Raw genomic sequence first — 21446 nt, forward strand, 5'->3', positions numbered from 1 at the left:
CGGGAAGGTGCCATAGGCGCGTGGGTGCGGCAGGCCGAGCGCGTCGACCTCGCCCGCCTTTTCGGACGCTGCGGCGTCGCTGCCGATGCTGACCCACGGCTGCTTGATCGCGGTCTCGATGTCCTGCTCGCTCATCATGAAATAGAGCGCCACCGACCGGTTCGGCAGCCCTTCGAGCAGGATGTCCCATGCGACATCGGCCGGGTCGCGGTTCAGCGCCTTCCCGATCTCGGCGAGGCTCTTTCCGTGATAAGGCTTGTATTTTTCGCTGAAGCCGTTGGCGAGCCGCACATTGCCGAAACCGCCCGATGCGTGAACAAGGTTTGACCAGCCGGGCATCGAACCCGCGGCGACCTCCTTCTTCATCCGCTCGCGAACCTTGGGATCGCGAAGCCGCGCGATCCCCTTCTCGAGGCCGTCGGCCCACACCCAGCTCGGTGCGATGATTTCGAGCCCGGTGCCACCGGCCGTATAGGGATAAAGATCGGCTGCGACGTCGACCCCGCGCGCACGCGCCGCGTTGATCGTCGCCGCCGCCTGCGGCATCAGCTTGCCCCAGCCGGGCGCATAGGCGGCCTTGAGGTGGAAGATCTCGACCTTGACCCCGCCCTTTTCGCCGATCTCGATCGCTTCCTCGATCGCCTGCACCAGCCCTTCGCTCTCGTCGCGCATGTGGGTCGCGTAAAAGCCGTCGCATTGCGCCGCGACCTTCGCGAGCGTGACGAGGTCGGAGGTGGTCTGGAAGCTGCTCGGCGGATAGATCAGCGCGCTGGTGATACCGAACGCGCCATTCTCCATCGCGATCTTCACCTCGCGCCCCATCGCCTCGAGCTGCGCCGCGGTCGGCGATCCGGCGCCGTCGCCCATCACCTTCACGCGCGCCTGCGTCGCCGAATAATAGGTGCCGTAGTTGACCGAGATGCCCTGCTGTTCGAGCGTTTTGAAATGCGCCGGGATCTCCGCCGCCTCGGCCGGCGGCCCGCCTTCGCCGGCGATGACCGTGGTCACGCCCATAAGCAGCTTGTTCTCTGCCGCGCCATTCTTGAGCAGCACGCGCCCCGACTGGTCCATCATGTCGATGAAGCCCGGCGCGACATAGCGGTTGCGCGCGTCGATCTCGCGCTTGCCGCGCTCAGCGATCGCGCCGACCCGCGCAACGCGTCCGTCCTTGATGCCGACATCGGCGCTGACCCACGGATTGCCCGCGCCGTCGAGCACGCGCCCGCCGCGAATGACGATGTCATATTCAGGGGCGGGAGCGTTGGAGACCAGAAAGGCTGCGGTACAACCGAGCAGCAGCGCGCGACGCAAGGCATGTGGGACGGACAACATCGGATCTCCCCTTCTCGTTTATCGGCGCAATTGCGCTCGGGCTATTTCAGACATGCCTCCACCAGCGCGTCAAATGCTGCGCCGCCGCGGATCGGGTCGGCGACGTGCAGACCGAGCCGCTCGCTTTCGGCCGCGATCACCCGCGCCGCTTCGTCGGCATCGAGTTGCGAGGTGTTGAGCGCCACGCCGCCGCAACGGATCGCGGGATTGGTGCGCCGTCCCAGTTCGAGGTTGAGCGCGATCGTATCCTCTACGCTCGGCGCCGCGAACGTCGTGCCGAGCATCACCTGCCGGCCGGGCTCGTGACAGACCACGATCACATCGGGCTGGCTGCCGTGGAGCAGCCCCAGCGACACCGCGGCATAGGCGGGATGGAAGAGCGATCCCTGTCCTTCGATCACGTCCCAGTGGCCGGGATCGGCGTCGGGGCTGAGCATTTCGGCGGCGCCGGCCTCGAAATCGGAGACCACCGCGTCCATCGGCATGCCGCCACCCGCGATCATGATCCCGGTCTGCCCGGTTGCGCGAAAATCGACATCGACGCCGCGCGCGGCAAAGGCATTCGCCAACGCGAGCGCCGTGTACTTCTTGCCCAGCGCACAGTCGGTGCCGACAGTCAGCAGCCGCTTGCCCGAACGCTTGGCGCCGGTGCCCACGCGCAACCCCGATGGCGGCACGCGAACGTCGATCAGGCGACGACCCAGCCGCGCCGCGGCCTCGACCAGTTCGGGGATTTCGGAGAGGCGCGCATGCATGCCGCTGACGATGTCGAGCCCCGCCTCGAGCGCTTCGACCAGCGAAGCGATCCAGCTGTCGCCGATCACGCCGCCGCTGTTGGCAACGCCGATAACGAGCGCACGCGCACCCGCCGCTCGCGCCTCGGCAGGGGTCATCACGGGAAGACCGGTGCTGACGGTCGCGCCAATCGCGAACTCGCCGACGCACTTGTCACCTGCCCAGTCGCGGAGTCCGAAGGCGGTCTTGGCGAAGCCCGCATCGACGGTGTCGGCAAGGAAAAGGAGATAGGGCTGCGGCAACCGGAGGGCCGATCCATAGGTGGGATCGAAATGCGCGTTCATGGCGATACTCTGCTGAAGGGTCCGCTGGGACCGGTGAATGTCTCAATTGGGACGATATTGTCCTAATCAGAAAACGTCAAGCCGAATAAGCCTGATTTGCCCCCTTCGACAGGCTGTTCCGACTGCCGCGCGGCATTTTATGCGGGCATCGCATAGAGCGCCGCACGCCCCCAGATCGCCTCGTCGCACCAGGCGAGGCCATTGCTGTAATCGATGGCGGGCACGCGATCCTCGGCGAGGAAGATGGGTCCGTCGAGATCGACGATGTCGCAGAGCTGCCCCAGGATGAAGGCGGGCGCCATGGCCAGGCTCGAGCCGACCATGTTGCCGACCATTACCTGCAACCCCAGTTGCCGCGCGGCGTGCGCCATTTCGAGCCCCTCGGTAAGACCGCCGCATTTGTCGAGCTTGATGTTGACGACGTCGAACCGCCCGACCAGTCCGGGAATATCGGCAAGCGACAGCGCGCTTTCGTCGGCGGCGACGGGGATCGGGCACGAAAAGCCGTCGAGATCGGATTCGCGGCCGCGCGGAAGCGGTTGTTCGAGCAGCCTGACATCGGCGGCAACAAGCGCTTCGACGAGCGGGTTGAGTTCTTCGATGGAGAAGCCCTGATTGGCGTCGACGCCGATCCAGCATTCCGGCCGCGCAGCGCGCACCGCATGGACCCGCGCGATATCCAGATCGAGATCGCCGGTCAGCTTGAGCTTGAGCGCCTGCGCCCTTGCGAAGCCCCGCGCGCCCTCCGCCATGATCTCCGGATCGTCGGCTCCGAGCGTAAAGGTCGTGAGCAAGGGGCGTGGCGGCTCAAGCCCGGCAAGTTCCCAGACAGGCTTGCCGCTGCGCCGCGCCTCCAGCTCCCACAAGGCGCAGTCGAGCGCATTGCGCGCGCCGCCGTGCGGAAGAAGATCACGCAGCGCAGTACGCGTCACACCCGCTTCGATCGCGGGCCGGACGCGCTCGATCGCGGCGACCATCGCGGGCGCATTCTCGTGAAGATAATAGACCCCCGAGGCTTCGCCACGCCCCGTGCTCGTGCCGTCGGACAACGTCACGACGACAACATCGGACTGGGTGAAGACATGGCCCGCAATCCGGAAAGGTTTGGCAAGCGGCAGCGCTTCAACCGTGACAGCAAGGGTAAGCGCGGATTCGCGTATCATCTTCACATCCTCATTCTGGAATCTGCACCTGACGCCCGAGCCGCGTCGCTTTGTTGCACTCGGGCGGTTGCGCAGATATCATCGACGTTAAGCGCAGAATTTATCCTGATTGAGATATAATGATCCTGTTTAGAAAATTGTCAATCGCACTGCGCGTCACTTTCATTGCCAACAGGGGGGCATGTGCATGAAGGCAGAGCAGCCGACGCTCGGTAAGCTCGTTCGCGGCCTGCGGGCCCGCAATGGCTGGACGCTCAAGGAAATGAGCGATCGCAGCGGTATCCCCGTCTCGACACTGTCCAAGGTCGAGCATGATCGCCTCACGCTGACCTATGACAAGCTGCTGCAGCTGAGCCAGCGGCTCAATATCCGCGTGTCCGAGTTGTTCGCGGAAGACGATGCTGCAGCCGGATCGGAGGCGCCGGTCACCGCGCGGCGCAGCATCGGCAGCCTCGATCGCGCGGTGCGCGTCACCACGCCCAATTACGATTATTACTATCTCTGCAACGAATTGCGCCGGAAGCGCATGATCCCGATCTTCACGCGGATCCGCGCCAAGTCTGCCGACGAGTTCGGCGAGTTCGTCCGCCATCCGGGCGAGGAGTTCCTTTATGTCGTGAAGGGCGAGATCGTCGTCCACACCGAATTCTACGATCCGATCACGCTGGGCGAGGGCAAGTCGGTCTATCTCGATTCGAGCATGGGCCACGCCTATGTGGCGGGCAAGGACTGCGACGAAGCGCTCGTCCTTGCCGTCTGCTCGAGCGCTGATGACGGATTGATGGACTCGCTGATGAACCTGCACGGGGACGACGCGACGACCGAGGCGCTCGCGTAGAAGCCGCGTAACCCGCGTTGATCGCCGCCCCCAACTGTATTATACAAGCAATACAGTTGGGGATTTGCCCTGACTTGCTTACAAGCTGGACAAGGGCTGTTGCTGGCGATGCGATCCCGCTATTCTCGCGCAAGGCGCGGTGCTGATCTGGGCGACGGTAGTTCATGAACGAGATTTTTCGCGGCCCGGATGGCGCAGACGCAGCCGATCCGCGCGATCTACCGGGCGTGGCCGCAGACACCTCGACGCCGCCCGTTCCAGCCGAACTGTCGCCCGGCCAGCGCACCTTCCGTCGCTGGAAGCGAATTGCGCTCGTCATGCTCGCGCTGTTCATCGCGCTGGTCGCGTGGCTGGCGGTGACCGCACCGCTCTCGCGCTCGCTAAAGCCGATCGCGCCACCCAGCATCACGTTGTTGTCGTCGGAAGGCAGGCCGATCGCGCGGCGCGGCGCGATCATCGACAAGCCTGTCGTCATTGCGGAACTGCCCGAACATGTGCCGCAGGCCTTCATGGCGATCGAGGACCGGCGCTTTTACAGCCATCCCGGCATAGACCCGCTGGGCATAGCGCGCGCCGCGATGCGCAACATGATGGCGGGCGGGGTCCGCGAGGGTGGCAGCACGATCACGCAGCAGCTCGCCAAGGTCGCCTTCCTCAAGGCGGACCGCACCGCCGCGCGCAAATTGCGCGAGGTGCTGATCGCCTTCTGGCTCGAAGCCTGGCTGTCAAAGGACGAGATCCTCGCGCGCTATCTTTCCAACGTCTATTTCGGCGACAATGTCTACGGGCTGCGCGCCGCCTCGCTCCATTATTTCAACCGCCAGCCCGAGCGCATGACGGTGCCGCAGGCGGCGATGCTCGCGGGGCTGCTCAAGGCGCCGTCGCGCCTGTCGCCCGCGGTCAACCTGCAAGGCGCGCGTGATCGCTCGAAGATCGTGATCGCGGCGATGGTCGATGCGGGCTATATCGACCCGAAGACCGCCAGCGGGCTTAGCCCCGCACGCGTCGATATCCGCCCGCTGCGCGACATGCCAAGCGGTACCTATTTCGCGGACTGGGTGCTGCCCGAAGCGCGCGACCGATCGGGGGCGGTCTATGCCGAGCGGCGCGTGGAGACCACGCTCGACAGCGACCTCCAGCGCGTCGCCGAACGCGTCGTACGCCGCGCTGGGCTGGGCAAGGCGCAGGTCGCGCTCGTCGCGATGCGCCCCGATGGCGAGGTCGTCGCCATGGTCGGCGGCAAGCGCTATGTCGACAGCCCGTTCAATCGCGCGACACAGGCAAGGCGCCAACCCGGATCGACCTTCAAGCTGTTCGTCTATCTGGCCGCCTTGCGCGCGGGGATGACCCCCGACACGCTGGTCGACGATTCACCACTCACGATCGGGGACTGGTCGCCCGCCAACAATAATGGCCGCTATCGCGGCAAGATCACACTGCGCCAGGCCTTTGCGCAGTCGAGCAATGTCGCCGCGGTGCGGCTGGCCGAGGCGGTAGGGCGCCAGAATGTCATCCGCGCTGCACGCGATCTCGGCATCACCAGCCCGCTCGGCGACCAGCCCAGCCTTGCGCTCGGCACCTCGGGCGTGACGCTTCTCGAACTGACCAGCGCCTATGCCGCGGTCGCCGCTGACAGCTATCCCGTTCACGCGCGGGGTCTTCCCGAGGGCGAGCGCAGCTGGTTCGATCGCATGTGGGAGCGCAAGCGCAGCTTTGGCGGCGACACGCACGACATGCTGCTCGAGCTGCTGTCTGCCGCAGCCAATGACGGCACGGGCCGCTCGGCAGCGCTGCGCAAGGCCACTTTCGGCAAGACCGGGACGACGCAGGACAATCGCGACGCGATCTTTATCGGCTTTGCGGGCGATCTCATCACGGGCGTCTGGATCGGAAATGACGACAACAGCCCGCTGCCCGGCGTCGGCGGCGGTGGCCTGCCCGCGCGCATCTGGCGCGACTTCATGGCGCAGGCAGTGAACGATATACCCGCGGTGCGCGCGACCGCGCCCGAGCCCGACATCGAGACGATCGGGAATGAAGCCGCCGCGACGATCAACGCCGAAGTCGGCGGGCTCGAGATCGGGGTCGAGATCGGCCCCGAGCAGATCAACATTTCCGCGCAGCCCGCGCCCGACAACGCGCCGCAGCAACCGCGTCCCGGCGATCGTCCCGCGGTCATTCCGCCACCGGCGGTGCCGACCGGCCCCGATGAGCGCGCCGGCGAACCGCAACGATAGCAGCTCGGCCCATCGCACACGCTGAACCGCCTGCCGACAGGGTGGTTCCGCAAACGCGCTTGCGCCCGGATAGCGTATGGCGTCTATCGAGACGGACAGGGCAAAAGGCGTTGAAAGGAAAGCGGGTGGGACTCAAGACGACGGGCTGGGCGCTGGCGTTGGCAGGCGCGACGCTGCTTGCAGCCTGTGACCAATCGCCCCGGCAGCCCGAAAATGGTTTCACCACGAGCGCCGAGGCCGACCCCGCAGCGCATTTCCGGACAATGCCCGAAAAGGAGCTGCTCCAGCTGGCCTTCCGGACGGCCTTCAAGGACGGCGCGACGACATTGACGCTGGGCGACACGCGCTACGCCTTCAGGCCTGAGGGCATCTCATGGGTGGGTGGTCGCGCAGTGCTGATTTCGGGAGGGCAGGGCGAGGATTGCCATGGCTGCGCGGGTACGCTCGCGGTGCACTATCTGGAGCCCAGGGGCGATACGCTTCAACTCGTCGGCGCGTGGCCGCAGACCGCGACGGGCACCTCATTCGGGCAGCCGCCCGAATGGACGCTGCGCACCGATCTCGCCTCCAATCCCGTGCTCGAAACCCAGGGCGGCGGCACCTTCCAGGGCTATACGTGCAACGCGGCCGAACTCGTCGAGCTCCGGCCGGATGCGCCCGTGACCGTCGCGGAAGGGGTCCAGCTCGACTATAGCGACGCGGGCGCGGTGGCGGGCGGACGCGCACAGAATATCCGCGGCAAAATTATTCCTGGCACCAAAGACCAGAGCTTTGTCGTCGCCTATAATGGGTCGAGTACGGCACGCGTGACCTATCAAAGGCACGGCCAGACCTATGAAAAGGCCGAGGGCTCGACCGAACTGCCGGCCTGCTGACAAAGCGCCTTAACCTCCCGCCTGCCCTGCGCCGGCGGGTCGCTTGCGCTGGATTAACCAATTTTGACAATCTGATATTGGCTTTTCGCAGGCAGCCTTTCGGTCATGCGAAAGTCCGCCCGGCCCATCGTGCAGATTCGAAGCATATTCGGCATGGCCGGATATGCCCTGATCGCGTGGGTTGCGCAGACGGGCACGGTGCATGCGGCGAGTGCGGATTGCGCGGCTGATCTCGTCGCCACGCCGGTGCCCGCAGCCGGGCAGTTCCGGCCGGGCGCATATGACGCGATCCTGGGTCGCGTGCCCAGCCGCCTTCAGCAGATGATGGCACAGCAGACCGGGCTCGAAGCGCCCCAAACCAGTCCCGTTGCCGCCGCGACGCCGTGGGAGTCATGCGCCGAGGCCGTTACGCCGATGGCAGTACGTCCCGCGGGAGCGATGGGGGCAATCCTTTCGCCCTCGCCACGCGCGGGTGAACCCGATGTTTTCGGATCGGTGGCGATGGCGGTCTCGCACACGCCACTCGATGCGAACTGGCGCCGCGTGCGCGCTGCGCATCTGGGCGCGGGACCCTGGTCGGCAATGCTCAATGCGGCACGCACGCAGGATCGCGCGGCACAGCTCCGGGCGGTCAACAGCTGGGTCAATGCGCACATCACCTTTGTTGACGACATTCGCCTGCACGGCGTCACCGACCGCTGGGCGCGGCCCGCCGAGGCGCTGGCAAGCGGACGCGGCGACTGCGAGGACTATGCCATCGCCAAGCTCGGGCTGCTGCGCAGCCTCGGCATTCCGGCCGCGGATCTCTATCTCGTGATTGCGCGCGACCTGGTGCGCCGCGCGGATCATGCGGTACTCGCCGTCCGGCTCGATGATCGGCTCGTTATCCTCGATAACCAGACCGACCAGATCCTCGATGCCGCCGAGGTTCGGGATTATCGACCGGTGATGAGCTATGCCGCCGATCGCAGCTGGACGCATGGCTATCGCGTCGAACCGGCTGCAGAAGCCGTGCAGATCGCATCCGCCGGACTGACCGGCGGCCACTGATCAGCGTTCGCCCAGCGCCTCCGAGCGCGCCTTGAGCACTGGCTTCAGAAGATAGGAAAGCACGCTCTTGCGCCCCGTGATGATCTCGACGTCGCAGATCATGCCCGGGGTGATCGGCAACTGCTTGCCCGCCGACATGAGATAGGCCTTGTCGGTCTCGACGATCACCGTGAAATAGGCTTCCTTCGCCGCCTCGTCATAGATGCTGTCGGCCGAGACCTGAACGACCTTGCCCGTCAGGCCGCCATAGATCGAGAAGTCATAGGCGGTGACCTTCACATTGGCGCGATCGCCCATCTTGATGAAGGCGATGTCCTTGGGTGTCACGCGCGCCTCGATCAGCAGCTTGTCGCCCATCGGCACGACCTGCATGATCTTCTGCCCCGCATTCACGAAGCCGCCGATCGTCGTTACCTGGACGTCGTTGACGACGCCGTTGACGGGCGAGCGGATCTCGGAACGCTGGACGCGCCCTTCGGCGCCACGCAGCGATTCAGTGTTCATCGCGATCTTTGCGGACAGCTGGCTGCGTTCGTTGAGCGCTTCCTGGCGGAACTGGAAATTGGCCTCGGACGCCTGTGCCTGCGCCTCGTTAACACCAGCGGCAGCACGTGACGCCGATTGCTGCGCCGCAGCCAGCCGTCCGCGCAGATCGACCAATTCGCGCTGCGCCGAGAGCAGCTCGGTCTGCGGCACGATCGACTTGGCCGCTAGCGGGGCGAGCATGTTGACCTGGTCCTGAGCGAGCTGGACGCTGCTCCTGAGGCTGGCGATCGTCGCCTGCGCCTCGGCATATTCGCGGCGGCGTTGTTCGACGGCTGCGCTCATGCCCGAAAGCCGGCTCCTGAGTGCCGACTGACGCACCTCCTGCAGCGCGGCTTCCTGCGCGCATTCGGCAGGCAGCTGACCATTGGCGCCCGGTGCGCAATCGGTGCCGCCGCCGACGCCCCCCTCACGTCCCAGACGCGCGGCGCGCGCTTCAAGCGAGCGCGTTTCCGCGGCAATCTGGCCAAGCTCCGAGGCGGACTGCGTGTCGTCAAGGCGTACCAGCAACTGTCCCTTGCGGACCCGCTGGCCCGAACGGACAAGGATCGCATCGATCGTCGTCGGTTCCGCCGCCTGCACGATCTGCGCCTTGCTCGACGGGATCACGCGCCCCTGGCCGCGCGTTACCTCGTCGACCTGGGCAAGGCTCGCCCAGAGCAGGAACAGCGCCATGCCGACTGCGCTTGTGACGATGATCTGCCCCGAGCCACTCAGACCGCGAAACCAGTTTGCCAGACGCCCGAACACGTTAACTCCCAATATCCTTGTCATTCGCCGCAAGCGCGGCGGGTGCCGGCGCGGTGCTCGCCTGCTGCGATGTGATCGAGGCGAAACTGCCCTTGCTCTCGGCCGGCAAAGGAATGCTGAGCGCCCAGCCCTTGGAGGTGTCGAGACGCCCGCCGACGTCGTTCTCTGCGCGCCGCTCGGCTGGCATGCCCAGCGCGGTCGCAGGATCGACGGCCGCGGCATCGGCCAGCGCCTCGGCACGGAAGGCGGGTATCACCTCCAGCCCCGCATAGCGGCCACCGAATGCACCCGGCGTACCCCAGCCGCCCGGCCAGCGATAGAAGATATGCGCGCCCAGCTGAGCGAGCTTGGTCAGCCGCGGTGCCCAATAGGGCGAGACATAATCGGCGTGATAGTGCGTCGCCAGCCCGACCGCGCTCTGCACCGCGCCGCCCAGCGCCTCGGCCGCGATCTTGCGCGCCTCGGCCCATGCCGCAGGCGCAGGCGCGCGCATCAGCGATCCGTCGCAGGTGAAGCTGAACTGGCAGACGCGCTGGTTCGAGCCTTCATAGACGACGCCGCACACCGATTTGGGAAATGCCGGATGCCGCATCCGATTGAGCACGACCTGTGCGACCGCGCGCCTGCCCTCGACCGGCTCGAAGCCGGCCTCGTAATAGACCGCCTGCGTCATGCACTGCAGCGCGCGCTCCTTGTCCGACACGCCGGCGCCCACGATCGAGAAGGGCCGCGCGGCAATGACCGGCGTCTTCGAAAAGGGCAGCGCGGCATTGGCCAGCAACGCGTCCTGCCCCTCGACCACGATCGCCGCCTGCGGGCCGCTGGTCATTTCGAGCAACGCCTTTTGTTCGGCGCGCGATATCGGCGCGATCTCCGCCGCTGCCGCAGGTTCGGCGGCGAACCCCGTCAGCGCCAGCAGCGGGGCCCAATCGAGCCGGGCGGCCAAGGCCGCGACCATGAGCGCAAGCACGCCCGCGATTGCGGCGCTGCGCGTGGTTGCGCGAAATCCGGGCTTCATGGTGTTCGCGGGCATCATGCGGCCTCCTTCCCAGCGCGGCTGGAGAGCGACGCGAGGATCTCGTCGCGCGGCCCGTCGGCGATGATGCGCCCCTGATCGATCACGATCATGCGATCGACGATCGAGAGCATCGCGTGACGGTGCGTGGAGACGATCAGCGTCTGGTCGGGTGTGATCGCCCTGGCGAGATGGTCGATGAAGAGCTTCTCGGTCTGCGTATCCATCGCGCCCGTCGGCTCGTCGAGGAAGAGCAGCTTGCACGGCTCGACCAGCGCGCGCGCCAGCACGAGGAAGCTGCGCTGCCCCCCCGAAAGCTTCGAGCCGCGCTCGCCGACATGCAGGTCGAAACCCGCGGCGTCGCGCGCGAGGAAGATGCCCGCGCCCGAGCGCTTCAATGCATCGACCAGCCTGTCATCGTCCTGCGTGCGCGCGCCGAGCATCAGGTTCTCGCGGATCGTGCCGCTGAACAGCTCGGCATCCTGACCGACATAGCGCAGCGCCGAACGCATCTCGTGCGGATGGTGCTGGCGGCTGTCGAGCCCGTCGAGCAGGTAGCTGCCCGCGGTCGGGCGATAGAGGCCGCACAGCACTCGACCCAGCGTCGACTTGCCCGAGGCGACGCGCCCGATGATGCCGATGCGCTCGCCGGGGCGGATCGTCAGCGAGATGTCGGCGAGCGATTCCTTGCCCGCGCCGGGATACTGAAATTCGACATGTTCGAGCCTGATCGCGCCGGAGCGTATCTCGGGGACGATGCTGCGGCTGCCCTGGGTGCGCTCGTCCTCGAACTCCATCATCTTCTGGAGCCCGTCCATCGTGACCATCGCCTGACGCGCGCGCGTCATCAGGAAGGCAAGCTGGCCGATGGGCGCCATCGCGCGGCCGGCTAGCATCACGATCGCGATGATCGCGCCCATCGAGATCGTACCCGCATTGAACAGGTAGAAGCCACCGATGACGAGCGCGATGCTCGTCGTCTGCTGGCACACCGAGGCAAGGTTCACTGCCGAGGCGGTCAGCTTGCGCAGATGCTCCTGCGTCGTCGCGCTCGTTTCGGCATAGCGACGCCAGCGCCCGAGCATCCGCCCCTCGGCGCGCGCGGCCTTGAGCGTCTCGAGCCCGCCGATCGATTCGACCAGCACCGACTGCTGGAGGCTGGCATCGGCCTGCGCCTCTAGCGCGGCGCGCGCCATCGCCTTTTGCAACGCGACGCCGGCAAAGCCCATCACCGCGATCGCGACGAGCGGCACCAGCGCGAGCCAGCCCGCGAGCACCGCCATCAGGATCACGAAGACGAAGAGGAAGGCGACATCGACCGCGAGCACGACGGTGGTCGAGGCGAAGAAATCGCGCACCATCTCATATTCGGAAACCCGTCGCGCAAACGCGCCCGTGCTGCCGTCCTTGGCGGCGAGCGGAATGTTCATCACCTTTTCGAAAAGCTTCTGCGAAAGCCGTGCGTCGAGATCGCGTCCGGTCTCGTCGATCAGCCTTGCGCGCGCCAGCCGCAGCGTGAACTCCATCGCAAACGCGATCATCACGCCAATTGCGAGCACCCAGAGGCTTGCCGCAGACTTGTTGGGGATGATCCGGTCATAGACGTTCATCGTGAACAGCGGCAGCGCGAAGCCGAGCAGATTGATGATGAGCGCGGCGAGCGCGACATAGCGGAAGGCGCCGCGCACCTTCCATACTTCGCTCCAGAACCAGTGGGTGCGCCTGGCCTTGTCCCAGGGGCGTTCGGCCTCGCGATCCTGCGTCGGATCGGGCTCGATCGTCACGGCCGCACCTTCGTACAGCTCGGCAAGCGACGCGCGCGAGACCCATAGCGGCTCTTCGCGCCCCGGCAGCTGGAGCTGTGCATCGTCGTCGGCAAGGTCGAGCAACACCGCCGCGCGCCCGCCCGAAAGCTTCAGGATCGCGGGAACGTCGTGCTTCTTCCAGCGCTTCAGCGGCCGACGCACGGCTTCGCCGCGCAGTCCGATCTGGTCGAGTGCGGGCTCGATCTGATGGAAGGGCAGCCGCCCCGCCTCGTCGAGCGCCAGCCCGGCGCGCACCGTTACCGGTGAGGAGGGCCGGTCGTAGCGACGCGCCACCAGCCCGATACAGGCCAGCACATCGTCGTCACCTGCCGACCGCGCCGGATCCTGATGCCACTCAACCAAAGTCACTGTGATACTCCCCACGACAGCGCCGGGCACCCCACGGGCCCGGCCTGTCCTTCACTTATTTCGGATAGCGCCGGTACATCGTCTCGGCCGGATCGGTCGGGCCGACGCTGAACCGGTCACGCGCATAGGTCTTGGCCGAGCTCGGCGGCGCCACACCCATCGCGCTCAACAGCGCATTTGTCGCCGCCAGCACCTGATATTCGGAGAAAATCTGCGCGAAGCGCGCGGTCTCGGTGCGAACCTGGACGTTGTAGCGCGTGTTCTGCGAATCGAGCACATCGAGCAGCGAACGCCGGCCGACATTGAACTGCTCGCGATACGAGATCAGGAGAGCGTCGCTCACGCGGCCCTGTTCTTCGAGTTCGGTGACCAGCGTGCCCTGCTGTTCCCAGCGATTCCACGCGACCCGTACATCTTCCTCGGCCTCGCGCTGGAGCTGGTGCATGCGGAAACGCGCCTCGCTCGCACGACGGACCATCTCCTGCACCTTGTTGCGGTTGATGTTGCCGTCGAACGCATTCCAGCGCAGCACGACACGCGCCTGAAGATCCTCGGTCCGCGAGCGGAACCCGTCGATATCCTCGCCGACGCGGCCGCGGCCCTCGAGCGAGAGCACGGGGTACATTTCGGCCTTGGCCTTGTCGACCATCGCATGGGCGGCATCGATATCGGCAGCGGCTTCGCGGACGCGCGGGTTCTTGTCGCGCGCGCCGTCGATCGCCTCGGCAAGCGTGGCGGGGAGGCTGGCGCGAAGCGAAGGCGGCATCGCCACCTGATCAATCGACAGGCCGGTCAGCGTGCGAAACGCGATCGCGGCGTTGACAAGATCTTCCTGCGCCTCGGTGCGACGCACGCGCGCCGACTGGAAGCGTTCCTCGGCCTGCTGCTGATCGGCGATGCTGATCGAGCCCTTGGCAACGCCTTCGCGAAGGTCGTTCACGAGGCCCTGGTGAAAGGTGACATTGTCTTCCGACGCCGCAAGGATGCGCTGCTGGAGGAGATAGTCGAGATATTGCCGCGCGACGTTCAGCGCGACGAATTCCGAACGCTCCTCGACGCGCAACGCAGCGCCGTCGGTGCGCGATGCCTGACGCTTGAGTTCGGACGAGCGAACGCCCGAGTCATAGATCACCTGCTCGGCGACCAGGCTCGATTCGAGCGGATAAAGCGTCTGGTCGGCGATGCCGAGCGTGCGCCGCGTGTTGTTCTCAAGCCGCTGCACGCCCGCCGAAGCCTCGGTGGTTATGCGCGGCAGGAACAGGCCCTGCGCCTGCTTGCGTTCGAACTCGATCGCTTCCTTGTTCATCGCGGCCTGGTTGATCTCCGGGTGCGATTCGAGCGCAGCCTCGACCGCCGACTTGAGATCGATGGTCTGCGCCTGCGCGAGCCCTGCAACGCTCAGCATGAGCGCGCCGGGGACGCCGATGATCCATTTGATTCTGTGGTTGCTCTTCATACTGTCCCCCCGGATTACTGTGCGCTGATCTCGACGCGACGGTTCATGGGCTCACGGACCCCGTCCGCGGTCTCGATCTTGAGTTCGGATTCGCCCCTGCCCGTCACGACCATGTCGCCGGCGGCAATGCCGGCCGCCTGAAGCATCGACGCCACATTGTTGGCACGGCGCGTCGAGATGCCGACATTATAGTCGTCCGACCCCGAACGGTCGGCGTGCCCCGTGACCGAAAGGCGGGTCCATCCGCAGCTCGCGCGGCTCGCGACCATCTGCTGGACGGTTGTCTGCGCCTCGGCCGGCAATGTGTCGGCATTCCAGTCGAAGAAGACCGAAACATTGGGATCGACGCCGCAGGACGGAGCGGGCGCGGCTGCGGCCACGACGGGCGCGGGCGCCGAGGCCAGAGCCATGCGCGCCGAGAAGCCGTCACACTCGTTGATGCTCTCTTCGTCCCGGGTACCGCTCTTCAGATAGCCGAGCGCGATACCACACTGCACTTTGGCTTCCGACGCCCAGACATAACGCGAATCCTCCCCGCGCCTGGTCGCCTGCGCCGCTTCGATCGCCGCCTGGTACCGGCTTTCGATCTGCGGCCGCAGTTCGGACTTCTCCAGATCCAGCAGCGGCGAGCGCGGGCTGACCTGCGCCGCGGCCTGCCCCGGCACGAGTGCTGCCGCCGCAACGATCATCGCTGCTCCAAGCTGTGCCTTCATATTCCCCTCCCACATAACGTCCCCGTACACTGTGTTACCCCCGCCCCGATCATGCATGATTCACCGCGAGCACCGCGTCGTGCGCCATCATCGCGAGGTCGATGCCGTGGCCCGCGGCCATGCCGCCCGCGAACGCAGTCGCGTCATTGCCACCCATTGCCGCGAGCAGCCCCGCTGCATCGCCACCATGTCCCGTCGCGGCTGCAAGCAGCGCATCGATATCGGGTCCGGCGTCGCTGCCGCCGCCAAGCGCGTCAGCGATCACCGAGGCGAGTGCCTCGCCCTGCGGTGCGGCAGCTGCCTCCGCGACCGGCGCCATCGCGGCCGGGATGGCGGGCATCGCCACCATGTCCACAAAGAGCGGCGCGGAATGTGCCGCAATGTCGGCAACGGCGACGTCATTGTCGGCAAGCAGCGGCGTCGACGCATGGTCGCCCGTCCCGTCATCCGTCAGGCGCGCCTCATGTCCGCCGCGATCGACCTCAAGTTCGGATGCGCGGTCGGCATGCTGCGATATCGTCGGCGCGGGCGCGTGCGTGTCAAACGCCAGCGGCTGGATCGTTTCTCCCTGCGGCGCCGACTTTGCGGCATCGTCCGCAAACGACTGGCCGTTTTCAGCTACGGGCGTTGCAGTATCGCCAGCCGTAGCGGCATCAGCCTTGCCGGTGTCGGGCGTCACGACCGCTGCCGCCACCAGACTTGCGGCGACCAGCGCATTTGCCATTCCCGCCGTCCCGCTGGCAGCAGCCTGACGGCTCGCCTCATCCACCCGCGCCCCGCCCGTCGCGAAGCTGGCGTCGGCGGCGATACCGGTGCTGCCGTCGGTCCGCGTGAAGACCGTCTCGCCATGGACGACGACATCGTCATTGGCCGCGCCATAGCTGACGCCATCCGAGGTCAGCTTGAGGCTCACGATGCCCAGACTGGTGAGCGAAGCGAATTCGCCGGCATCGCTGACGCCGTTGCCGTTCGCGTCCTGCCAGACGCCGAATTTCGAGAAATCGATGTCGCTGGCATCGAGGAAGCCGTCGCCGTTGCTGTCGAAATTGGCGGCAAGCCCCTGAAGATCGGTGAGGCCATTGCCGCCGAACACGATCTCGGCGCCATTGTTGACGACGCCATCGCCATTACGGTCGAGCGCGAGGATGCCGTCATCGGCACCCAGCCAGGCCGTGCTTTCGCGGACGCCGTCGCCGTCATAGTCGAAGGCGACGCCCGCCGAGCGATCGACGAATTCGAGACCGTCACCGTCGAGGTCGAGCACGACCGGCGGCGTCGAGGGATTGGCGGTGATCTGGATGGCATTGGCAACGGTCACGACGTCACCGTCAGCGTCAGTCAGCGCGAGGTCGAAGCCCAGATTGACCGGGAAGCCCGCCGTTGTCTGTTCAACCGTCATGGTGCTGACGGAGAATTTCCCGTCGTTGCTGCCGTCGCTGCTGCTGATCGCGCCGGCGTTGCCGATTTCGATCCGGTCATATCCCGACGCGGTATAGGTCTGGACGAAGTACCCGCTCGGCAGATCGGTAATCAGTACCTGACCACCGGTCTGGAAGTCGACCTCGATCACACCAAAGTCCTGGTCTGCCGTCGCTGTGTGGACGAGCACGCCGGAGGCATTGAAGATCTTGACCATGGTGATCGCGAGCTGGGTGTCGCCGGCCGGATTTGGCGTGAGCTGCTGCACGCCGCCATCCTCATTGGCGTCATAGGCCCGCAGCGTGATGTCTGCGCTGGTGCCGCCGGAGATCTGGTCGATCTTGAAACGGAACCCGTTGACCGTACTGTGGTTGTTCATCACGAACCGGTCATCCGAAGTGCCACCGCCATTGGCCTGGAAGGTGAAGTCGCCGAAATCGATCCGCAGCCCCTTGTCGGGATTGGCGATGTCGATGAACTGGCTGTCGACAGCAGCGTCGTTGCTGTCGCTGTTGACCGAGCCCGCATTGATCGGCGTGAAGAGCATCTCCAGATTGTCGGTGCTCGTCGACTCCACGATCTTGAAGGGCGCATTGCCAGCCTGTCCGCCCGACAGATCGCCGAAGCTTATGCCTGAACCATTGTCGATCGGCTTGGACATCGTCACCGAATAGGTGCCTGCAGACTGGTTCAGGTTGATGCTGTAGATAAGCGTGCCATTGGTACCGTTGGTGCTGCCGGTGCGTCCCTGCAGGGTCTGCCCGTTGTTGGACAGCCACAGCTCGATCATCACGCCGCCGGATTTCAGCGCGGTGTCCTGACCGTTGACGATATTGGCGAACTGGATCGTACCGCCATCCGCTCCTGCGTTGTTGTTGATGTTGGCATCGACATCGAGGTTGCGCGTGACCGTCGCGCCCGCAAGATTGAGCAGTGCGGCCGATTGCGGCGCGAACACGACAGGACTGTCATCGTCGAAGGTGATGTTGAGCACGCCGCTGTTGGTTGAGCCGTCGGCGTCCGCAACGCGGTAGGTCAGCGCGACCGTCGCGTCATTCTCCGCGTTGCCGGTCGCGTGCAGCACATTATCGACCAGCGTCACGCGATAGGCGCCGGTCGTCTGGTTCGTGACCTCCACTTTGAAGAGAATGCCGCGCGGTCCGGTGGCGGTAAGCGTGCTGGTCACCGAATCCCAGTTCAGCAAGGCGGTCTCGGTGCCCACCGTGACGCTCTGCCCGTGCAGCTGCGCAAAGCTGATCGCCGCGACCGGGCTGTCGCCCGCTACCACGCCGAGCAGCCCCTCGAACACCGCTTCGCTAGTGGTGCCGGGTGCGGCTTCGGTCGCATTGGCATTGAGGTCGCCCGTACCACCGGCATTGCCGCCGGTGAGCCCGTCATCGTCAACCGTCGCGGTAACCGGCGTCGTCACCGGCGCGAGGTTGTTCTTGACGAGGATGCTGAGCGCCGCGGTTGCGGTATCGCTGTCGCCGTCCACCACCGTGTAGTTGAAGACCTCGGTCGTATCCGCGCTGACGTTGGCGGGCGCCTTGTAGGACCATGCACCCGTCGCGAAGTTGAAGGTCAGCTTGCCGCCGATCTCCGTCGTGACGGTGATGCTGGTCGTGCCCGTGATCGTCGCACCGCCGCCGGACACCGTGATCTGCGAGCCTGCGCCCGTCACACCGTTCCAGCTATAGCTGACATCGGGACCGGAAACCGGGATGGTGATCGACTGGATGCGGCCGCCATCGGTGCCGAAATCGTCGTTGGTGAGCACATTGCCCGTGACCGGCACGGGCGGAAGCGCCTGCAGCAGCGCCGCGACCAGATCGTCGAAATTGTCGACGAGGATCGGCGCGCCCTGGCCGTCGAGGTCGATGTCCTGCAGCCGCGCGGTGATGATGCCATCACCGACGCCGATCGCCGTCACATTGACGCCGTTCTGGTCGACGAAGTCGTTCCACAACGCCGCAACGCCGTCAGCGAGCGAGTTTCCGTTGGATCCGGTCTGCTGGTTGGGATCGCCGTCGCTCAGGAAGAACACCTGATTGCTTGCGGTATCGTCGGCCGCATAATTGTCGAGCAGCGTCTCGATGGCATCGGTGAAGTCGGTGTTCTGCCCAATTGTCGTGGGACGCGTCCCACCCGCCGCCGGATTGACCGAGTCGATATAGGCCAGCGCGGCGGCCTCGCTTGTGAACTGCGGGCTCGCGATCGCGGTCGAAGCGAACAGGACGAACCGAACCGCCACCGATCCGCCGGTGCCGTCGAACAGCGCCGAGATCGCAGCCTTGACCGCGGTCAACTGGGTATTGAGCTCGCCATTGTCGATGCTGCCCGAGAAATCGAGCACGAACGCGGTGTTGAAGTCGACCGTCACTTCCGAGGTCTGCGCGCTTTCGCCCGTGGCGCTCGGACCGTCATCCTCGAACTTGAAGCTCTTGGAAATGTCGATCGTGCTGCTGGCGGCATCGCCATCGCCATCGGTGACCGTGACGTTGAGCGCGATGCTGTTCGCCGACATTTCGGCAGCGCTGGCGCCGTTCTCGTCATGGTTGGCCGGATCGTTGTGCTCGATCGAACGGAACTGGTTGAGCTTGACCGTGCCCGTCGCCGCATCAATCTGGATCGTGAACGAAAGTGCGCCGCCGGTCGTGCGTCCTTCGATCATGCCGCCATTGAGCGACAGCATGATCTTCTGGTTGGTGACCGCATCCAGCAAGCCGGAGTCGCTGTTGGTGACCGAGAGCGCATAGCCAAGCGAGGCCTGTCCATCCGCACCGGCATTGACGTTGACCAGTCCCGCTACTGCTCCCTGCGCGAAACCGATTGCACCGGGTGCGGCGCCCGAGGCGGTCTCGTCATTATTGGCGGCTCCGCCCTCGTGCTGCACCGAGCCGGTGGTGCCGAGCGATTCATCGACGATCAGCGAACCTGCGCCCGCGCTCACCGAGATCGTCGGGCCGTCATCCTGGAAGCTGATGCGATCGCCGATATTGACCGAGCTTGTCGCAATATCGCCGTCGCCATCCGTCACCGTGACGGTCGCGCGAACCGCGCTGGCGACGATCGAGAGCGATTCGTCATGGCTCGCACCGCCCGTCGGGTGTTTGATCGAGAGATACTGGACCATCTCAACCACGCCCGTCGCAGGATCGACCGCAATCGCAAAGGCCGCGGCACCGCTCTGGCTGCCGACGCGGCCGACGATAAGGCTGCCTTCCTTGTAGAGCAGGATGTTCTGGCCATCGGTCGTGTCGAGGCCCGAATCGACGCCCGCGGACGAAACCGAAAGGCTGAAAGCGATCGTTCCGCCATCCGCGCCCGTGCCCGAGCCGGCCGAAGACAGCGCCGAAGCATCGCGCGCATAGCCGATCACCGTTCCCGCGACATGCGGATCGTCGCCCGGATTGACCACGCCCGCAAAGGCCGCGAGCGGACCCGCGACATCCTGCGCGTCGGCATCCACGCCCGGCGTTTCGTCATGCGTGATCGCGAGGCCGGCCGCACTGATCGCCGCGGTCGGGCCGTCGTCGTTGAACACCAGCTTGTTGCCGATGTTGATCGTCGCGCTCGCGCTGTCGCTGTCCGCATCGCGGATCGTTGCGGTCAGCGTCACGAGATTGGCGGCATCGAGCTGCTCGGCTTCATTCGTGCTCGCCGTATCGCCATGCTTCACAGCGCGGATCTGATCGAGCGTCACATTGCCCGCCGCATTGACGCTGACGGTAAATACGACCGTGGCAGGGCTCGAGGCCAGGTACCCCTCGACCACGCCGCCATTGAGACGCAGCAGGACGGCCTCACCCGTTGCAGTGTCGAACAGTCCCGTCACGCCGGCATTGATGCCAAGCGCATAGCTGATCGCACCTGCGCCATCGGCGCCGAAGGCGCTCGAGAAGGCACCCGCAAAGCTCTCGCTTGCGTTGGTGGAAAGGCTGGTCTCGTCGACCGTCAGCGTCGGGATCGCGGCGGTGCCGCTGATCGTCGGGCTGTCATCTTCGATCGTGATCGTCAGCGTCGTGGCCGAGCTGCTCGTGCCATCGCTGACCGAGACGGGGACAACGAAGGTCTTCAGATCCTCGGCATTGATCGTCGCATGATCGACCGCATCCGAAAGCGTCACGGTGAACGCGCCGGCATTGTTGATCGTAACGGTAATCACAGGAGTGCCGCCGACCGAACCCGTCAGCGTCTGCGTGCCGACGCCGGTCCAGACCACGGGCGCGCCCCCGACAGTGAGCACGGCGCCCGGATTGCCAAGCGTCACGGTGAGCGCGTCACCGTCGGGATCGGATACCGAGATCGTGCCATTGGCGGTCGTGCCGTTGGTCGTGTCGCTCGGGCTGCCGCTGGTGTCGGCGATGCCGCCGCCAAGCCCTTCCTCGGACACGGTCGCGGTACCGACGCCCACGATCGGGCCGTCATTGGCGCCGTTGATCGTGATTGTCAGCGTCGCGGTCGTGGTGTCACCATCCCCATCGGTGATGGTGTAGGTGAATATCTCGGTCAGCGTTTCGCCGGCGTTGAGCGCCTGCACCGCGGGCAAGCCGTTGGTGAGCGTGTAGTTGTAGCTGCCATTGGCACCGAGCGTCAGGTTGCCATAGGCACCGGCGAGCGGCGTTCCGACGCTCCCCGTGGTCGCGCCGAAGGCGATGCCCGTCACGCTGCCGCCATCGGCGCCGAGCGTATCCGCAACGCCATCGGTGATGTTGAGATCACCGCCGCCCGTGCCCGTGAGCACATTGCCGTCAGCGACCAGCGGGCCATCCTCGGTGACGCTGTCGATATCCGCACGCGCG

13 protein-coding genes are annotated in these 21446 nt (G+C 65.7%); 4 read left to right on the forward strand and 9 right to left on the reverse strand.

The window, feature by feature from the left end:
* From MKI88_RS19585 to MKI88_RS19595, 3 genes are all read right to left on the reverse strand, one after another.
* Window positions 1-1332, reverse strand: a 1332-nt coding sequence (locus MKI88_RS19585) for an amidohydrolase family protein (protein WP_241633238.1), incomplete at its 3' end; no start/stop codon positions are given.
* 41 nt (window positions 1333-1373) lie between these two features.
* Window positions 1374-2411 (reverse strand): DUF1611 domain-containing protein, encoded by a 1038-nt coding sequence (locus tag MKI88_RS19590; RefSeq protein ID WP_241633239.1) that lies wholly within the window; start codon window positions 2409-2411, stop codon window positions 1374-1376.
* A 137-nt stretch (window positions 2412-2548) separates the two neighbouring features.
* A complete protein-coding gene (locus tag MKI88_RS19595) occupies window positions 2549-3574 on the reverse strand; it encodes a dipeptide epimerase (protein ID WP_241633240.1) in 1026 nt (341 codons plus the stop codon).
* Window positions 3575-3761: 187 nt separating this feature from the next.
* Between MKI88_RS19595 and MKI88_RS19600 the strand changes: the two genes are divergently transcribed.
* The 4 genes from MKI88_RS19600 to MKI88_RS19615 all read left to right on the forward strand — a co-directional run bounded on the left by MKI88_RS19600 (window position 3762) and on the right by MKI88_RS19615 (window position 8574).
* A complete protein-coding gene (locus MKI88_RS19600; protein WP_241633241.1) occupies window positions 3762-4412 on the forward strand; it encodes a helix-turn-helix domain-containing protein in 651 nt (216 codons plus the stop codon).
* A 164-nt stretch (window positions 4413-4576) separates the two neighbouring features.
* Window positions 4577-6649, forward strand: coding sequence for a transglycosylase domain-containing protein (locus tag MKI88_RS19605; RefSeq protein WP_241633242.1), 2073 nt, complete (start codon window positions 4577-4579; stop codon window positions 6647-6649).
* A gap of 125 nt (window positions 6650-6774) precedes the next feature.
* Window positions 6775-7524 (forward strand): hypothetical protein, encoded by a 750-nt coding sequence (locus tag MKI88_RS19610; protein ID WP_241633243.1) that lies wholly within the window; start codon window positions 6775-6777, stop codon window positions 7522-7524.
* Window positions 7525-7677: 153 nt separating this feature from the next.
* Entirely contained in the window at window positions 7678-8574 is an 897-nt protein-coding gene (locus MKI88_RS19615; protein ID WP_241633244.1) for a transglutaminase-like cysteine peptidase, read from the forward strand.
* Here the strand turns inward: MKI88_RS19615 and MKI88_RS19620 are convergent, their stop codons facing one another.
* The 6 genes from MKI88_RS19620 to MKI88_RS19645 all read right to left on the reverse strand — a co-directional run.
* Complete coding sequence (locus MKI88_RS19620) at window positions 8575-9867, reverse strand: HlyD family type I secretion periplasmic adaptor subunit (RefSeq protein WP_241633245.1); 1293 nt, start codon at window positions 9865-9867, stop codon at window positions 8575-8577.
* A gap of 1 nt (window position 9868) precedes the next feature.
* Window positions 9869-10903 carry a cell wall hydrolase gene (locus MKI88_RS19625; protein WP_241633246.1) on the reverse strand — a complete coding sequence of 345 codons (1035 nt, stop codon included), beginning with the start codon at window positions 10901-10903 and terminating at the stop codon, window positions 9869-9871.
* Entirely contained in the window at window positions 10900-13056 is a 2157-nt protein-coding gene (locus tag MKI88_RS19630; protein ID WP_241633247.1) for a type I secretion system permease/ATPase, read from the reverse strand. Before MKI88_RS19630 ends, MKI88_RS19625 begins: the two co-directional genes overlap by 4 nt.
* A gap of 55 nt (window positions 13057-13111) precedes the next feature.
* The gene (locus MKI88_RS19635) at window positions 13112-14512 is read right to left on the reverse strand and encodes a TolC family protein (protein ID WP_241633248.1); all 1401 of its coding nucleotides are present in this window, start codon (window positions 14510-14512) and stop codon (window positions 13112-13114) included.
* 14 nt (window positions 14513-14526) lie between these two features.
* Window positions 14527-15225, reverse strand: a complete 699-nt coding sequence (locus MKI88_RS19640) for an OmpA family protein (protein WP_241633249.1) — start codon at window positions 15223-15225, stop codon at window positions 14527-14529.
* Window positions 15226-15274: 49 nt separating this feature from the next.
* Window positions 15275-21446 (reverse strand): DUF5801 repeats-in-toxin domain-containing protein (locus tag MKI88_RS19645; protein WP_241633250.1); only part of this gene is annotated, 6172 nt, incomplete at its 5' end.

Source organism: Sphingomonas sp. LaA6.9, assembly GCF_022601895.1.
Taxonomy (GTDB): Bacteria; Pseudomonadota; Alphaproteobacteria; order Sphingomonadales; family Sphingomonadaceae; genus Sphingobium_A.

Excerpts from the sequence above, each read along its gene's own strand:
- MKI88_RS19590 (WP_241633239.1), bottom strand. The coding sequence starts at position 2,411 with ATGAACGCGCATTTCGATCCCACCTATGGATCGGCCCTCCGGTTGCCG.
- MKI88_RS19595 (WP_241633240.1), bottom strand. The coding sequence starts at position 3,574 with ATGATACGCGAATCCGCGCTTACCCTTGCTGTCACGGTTGAAGCGCTG.
- MKI88_RS19600 (WP_241633241.1), top strand. The coding sequence starts at position 3,762 with ATGAAGGCAGAGCAGCCGACGCTCGGTAAGCTCGTTCGCGGCCTGCGG.
- MKI88_RS19605 (WP_241633242.1), top strand. The coding sequence starts at position 4,577 with ATGAACGAGATTTTTCGCGGCCCGGATGGCGCAGACGCAGCCGATCCG.
- MKI88_RS19615 (WP_241633244.1), top strand. The coding sequence starts at position 7,678 with ATGGCCGGATATGCCCTGATCGCGTGGGTTGCGCAGACGGGCACGGTG.
- MKI88_RS19625 (WP_241633246.1), bottom strand. The coding sequence starts at position 10,903 with ATGATGCCCGCGAACACCATGAAGCCCGGATTTCGCGCAACCACGCGC.
- MKI88_RS19635 (WP_241633248.1), bottom strand. The coding sequence starts at position 14,512 with ATGAAGAGCAACCACAGAATCAAATGGATCATCGGCGTCCCCGGCGCG.
- MKI88_RS19640 (WP_241633249.1), bottom strand. The coding sequence starts at position 15,225 with ATGAAGGCACAGCTTGGAGCAGCGATGATCGTTGCGGCGGCAGCACTC.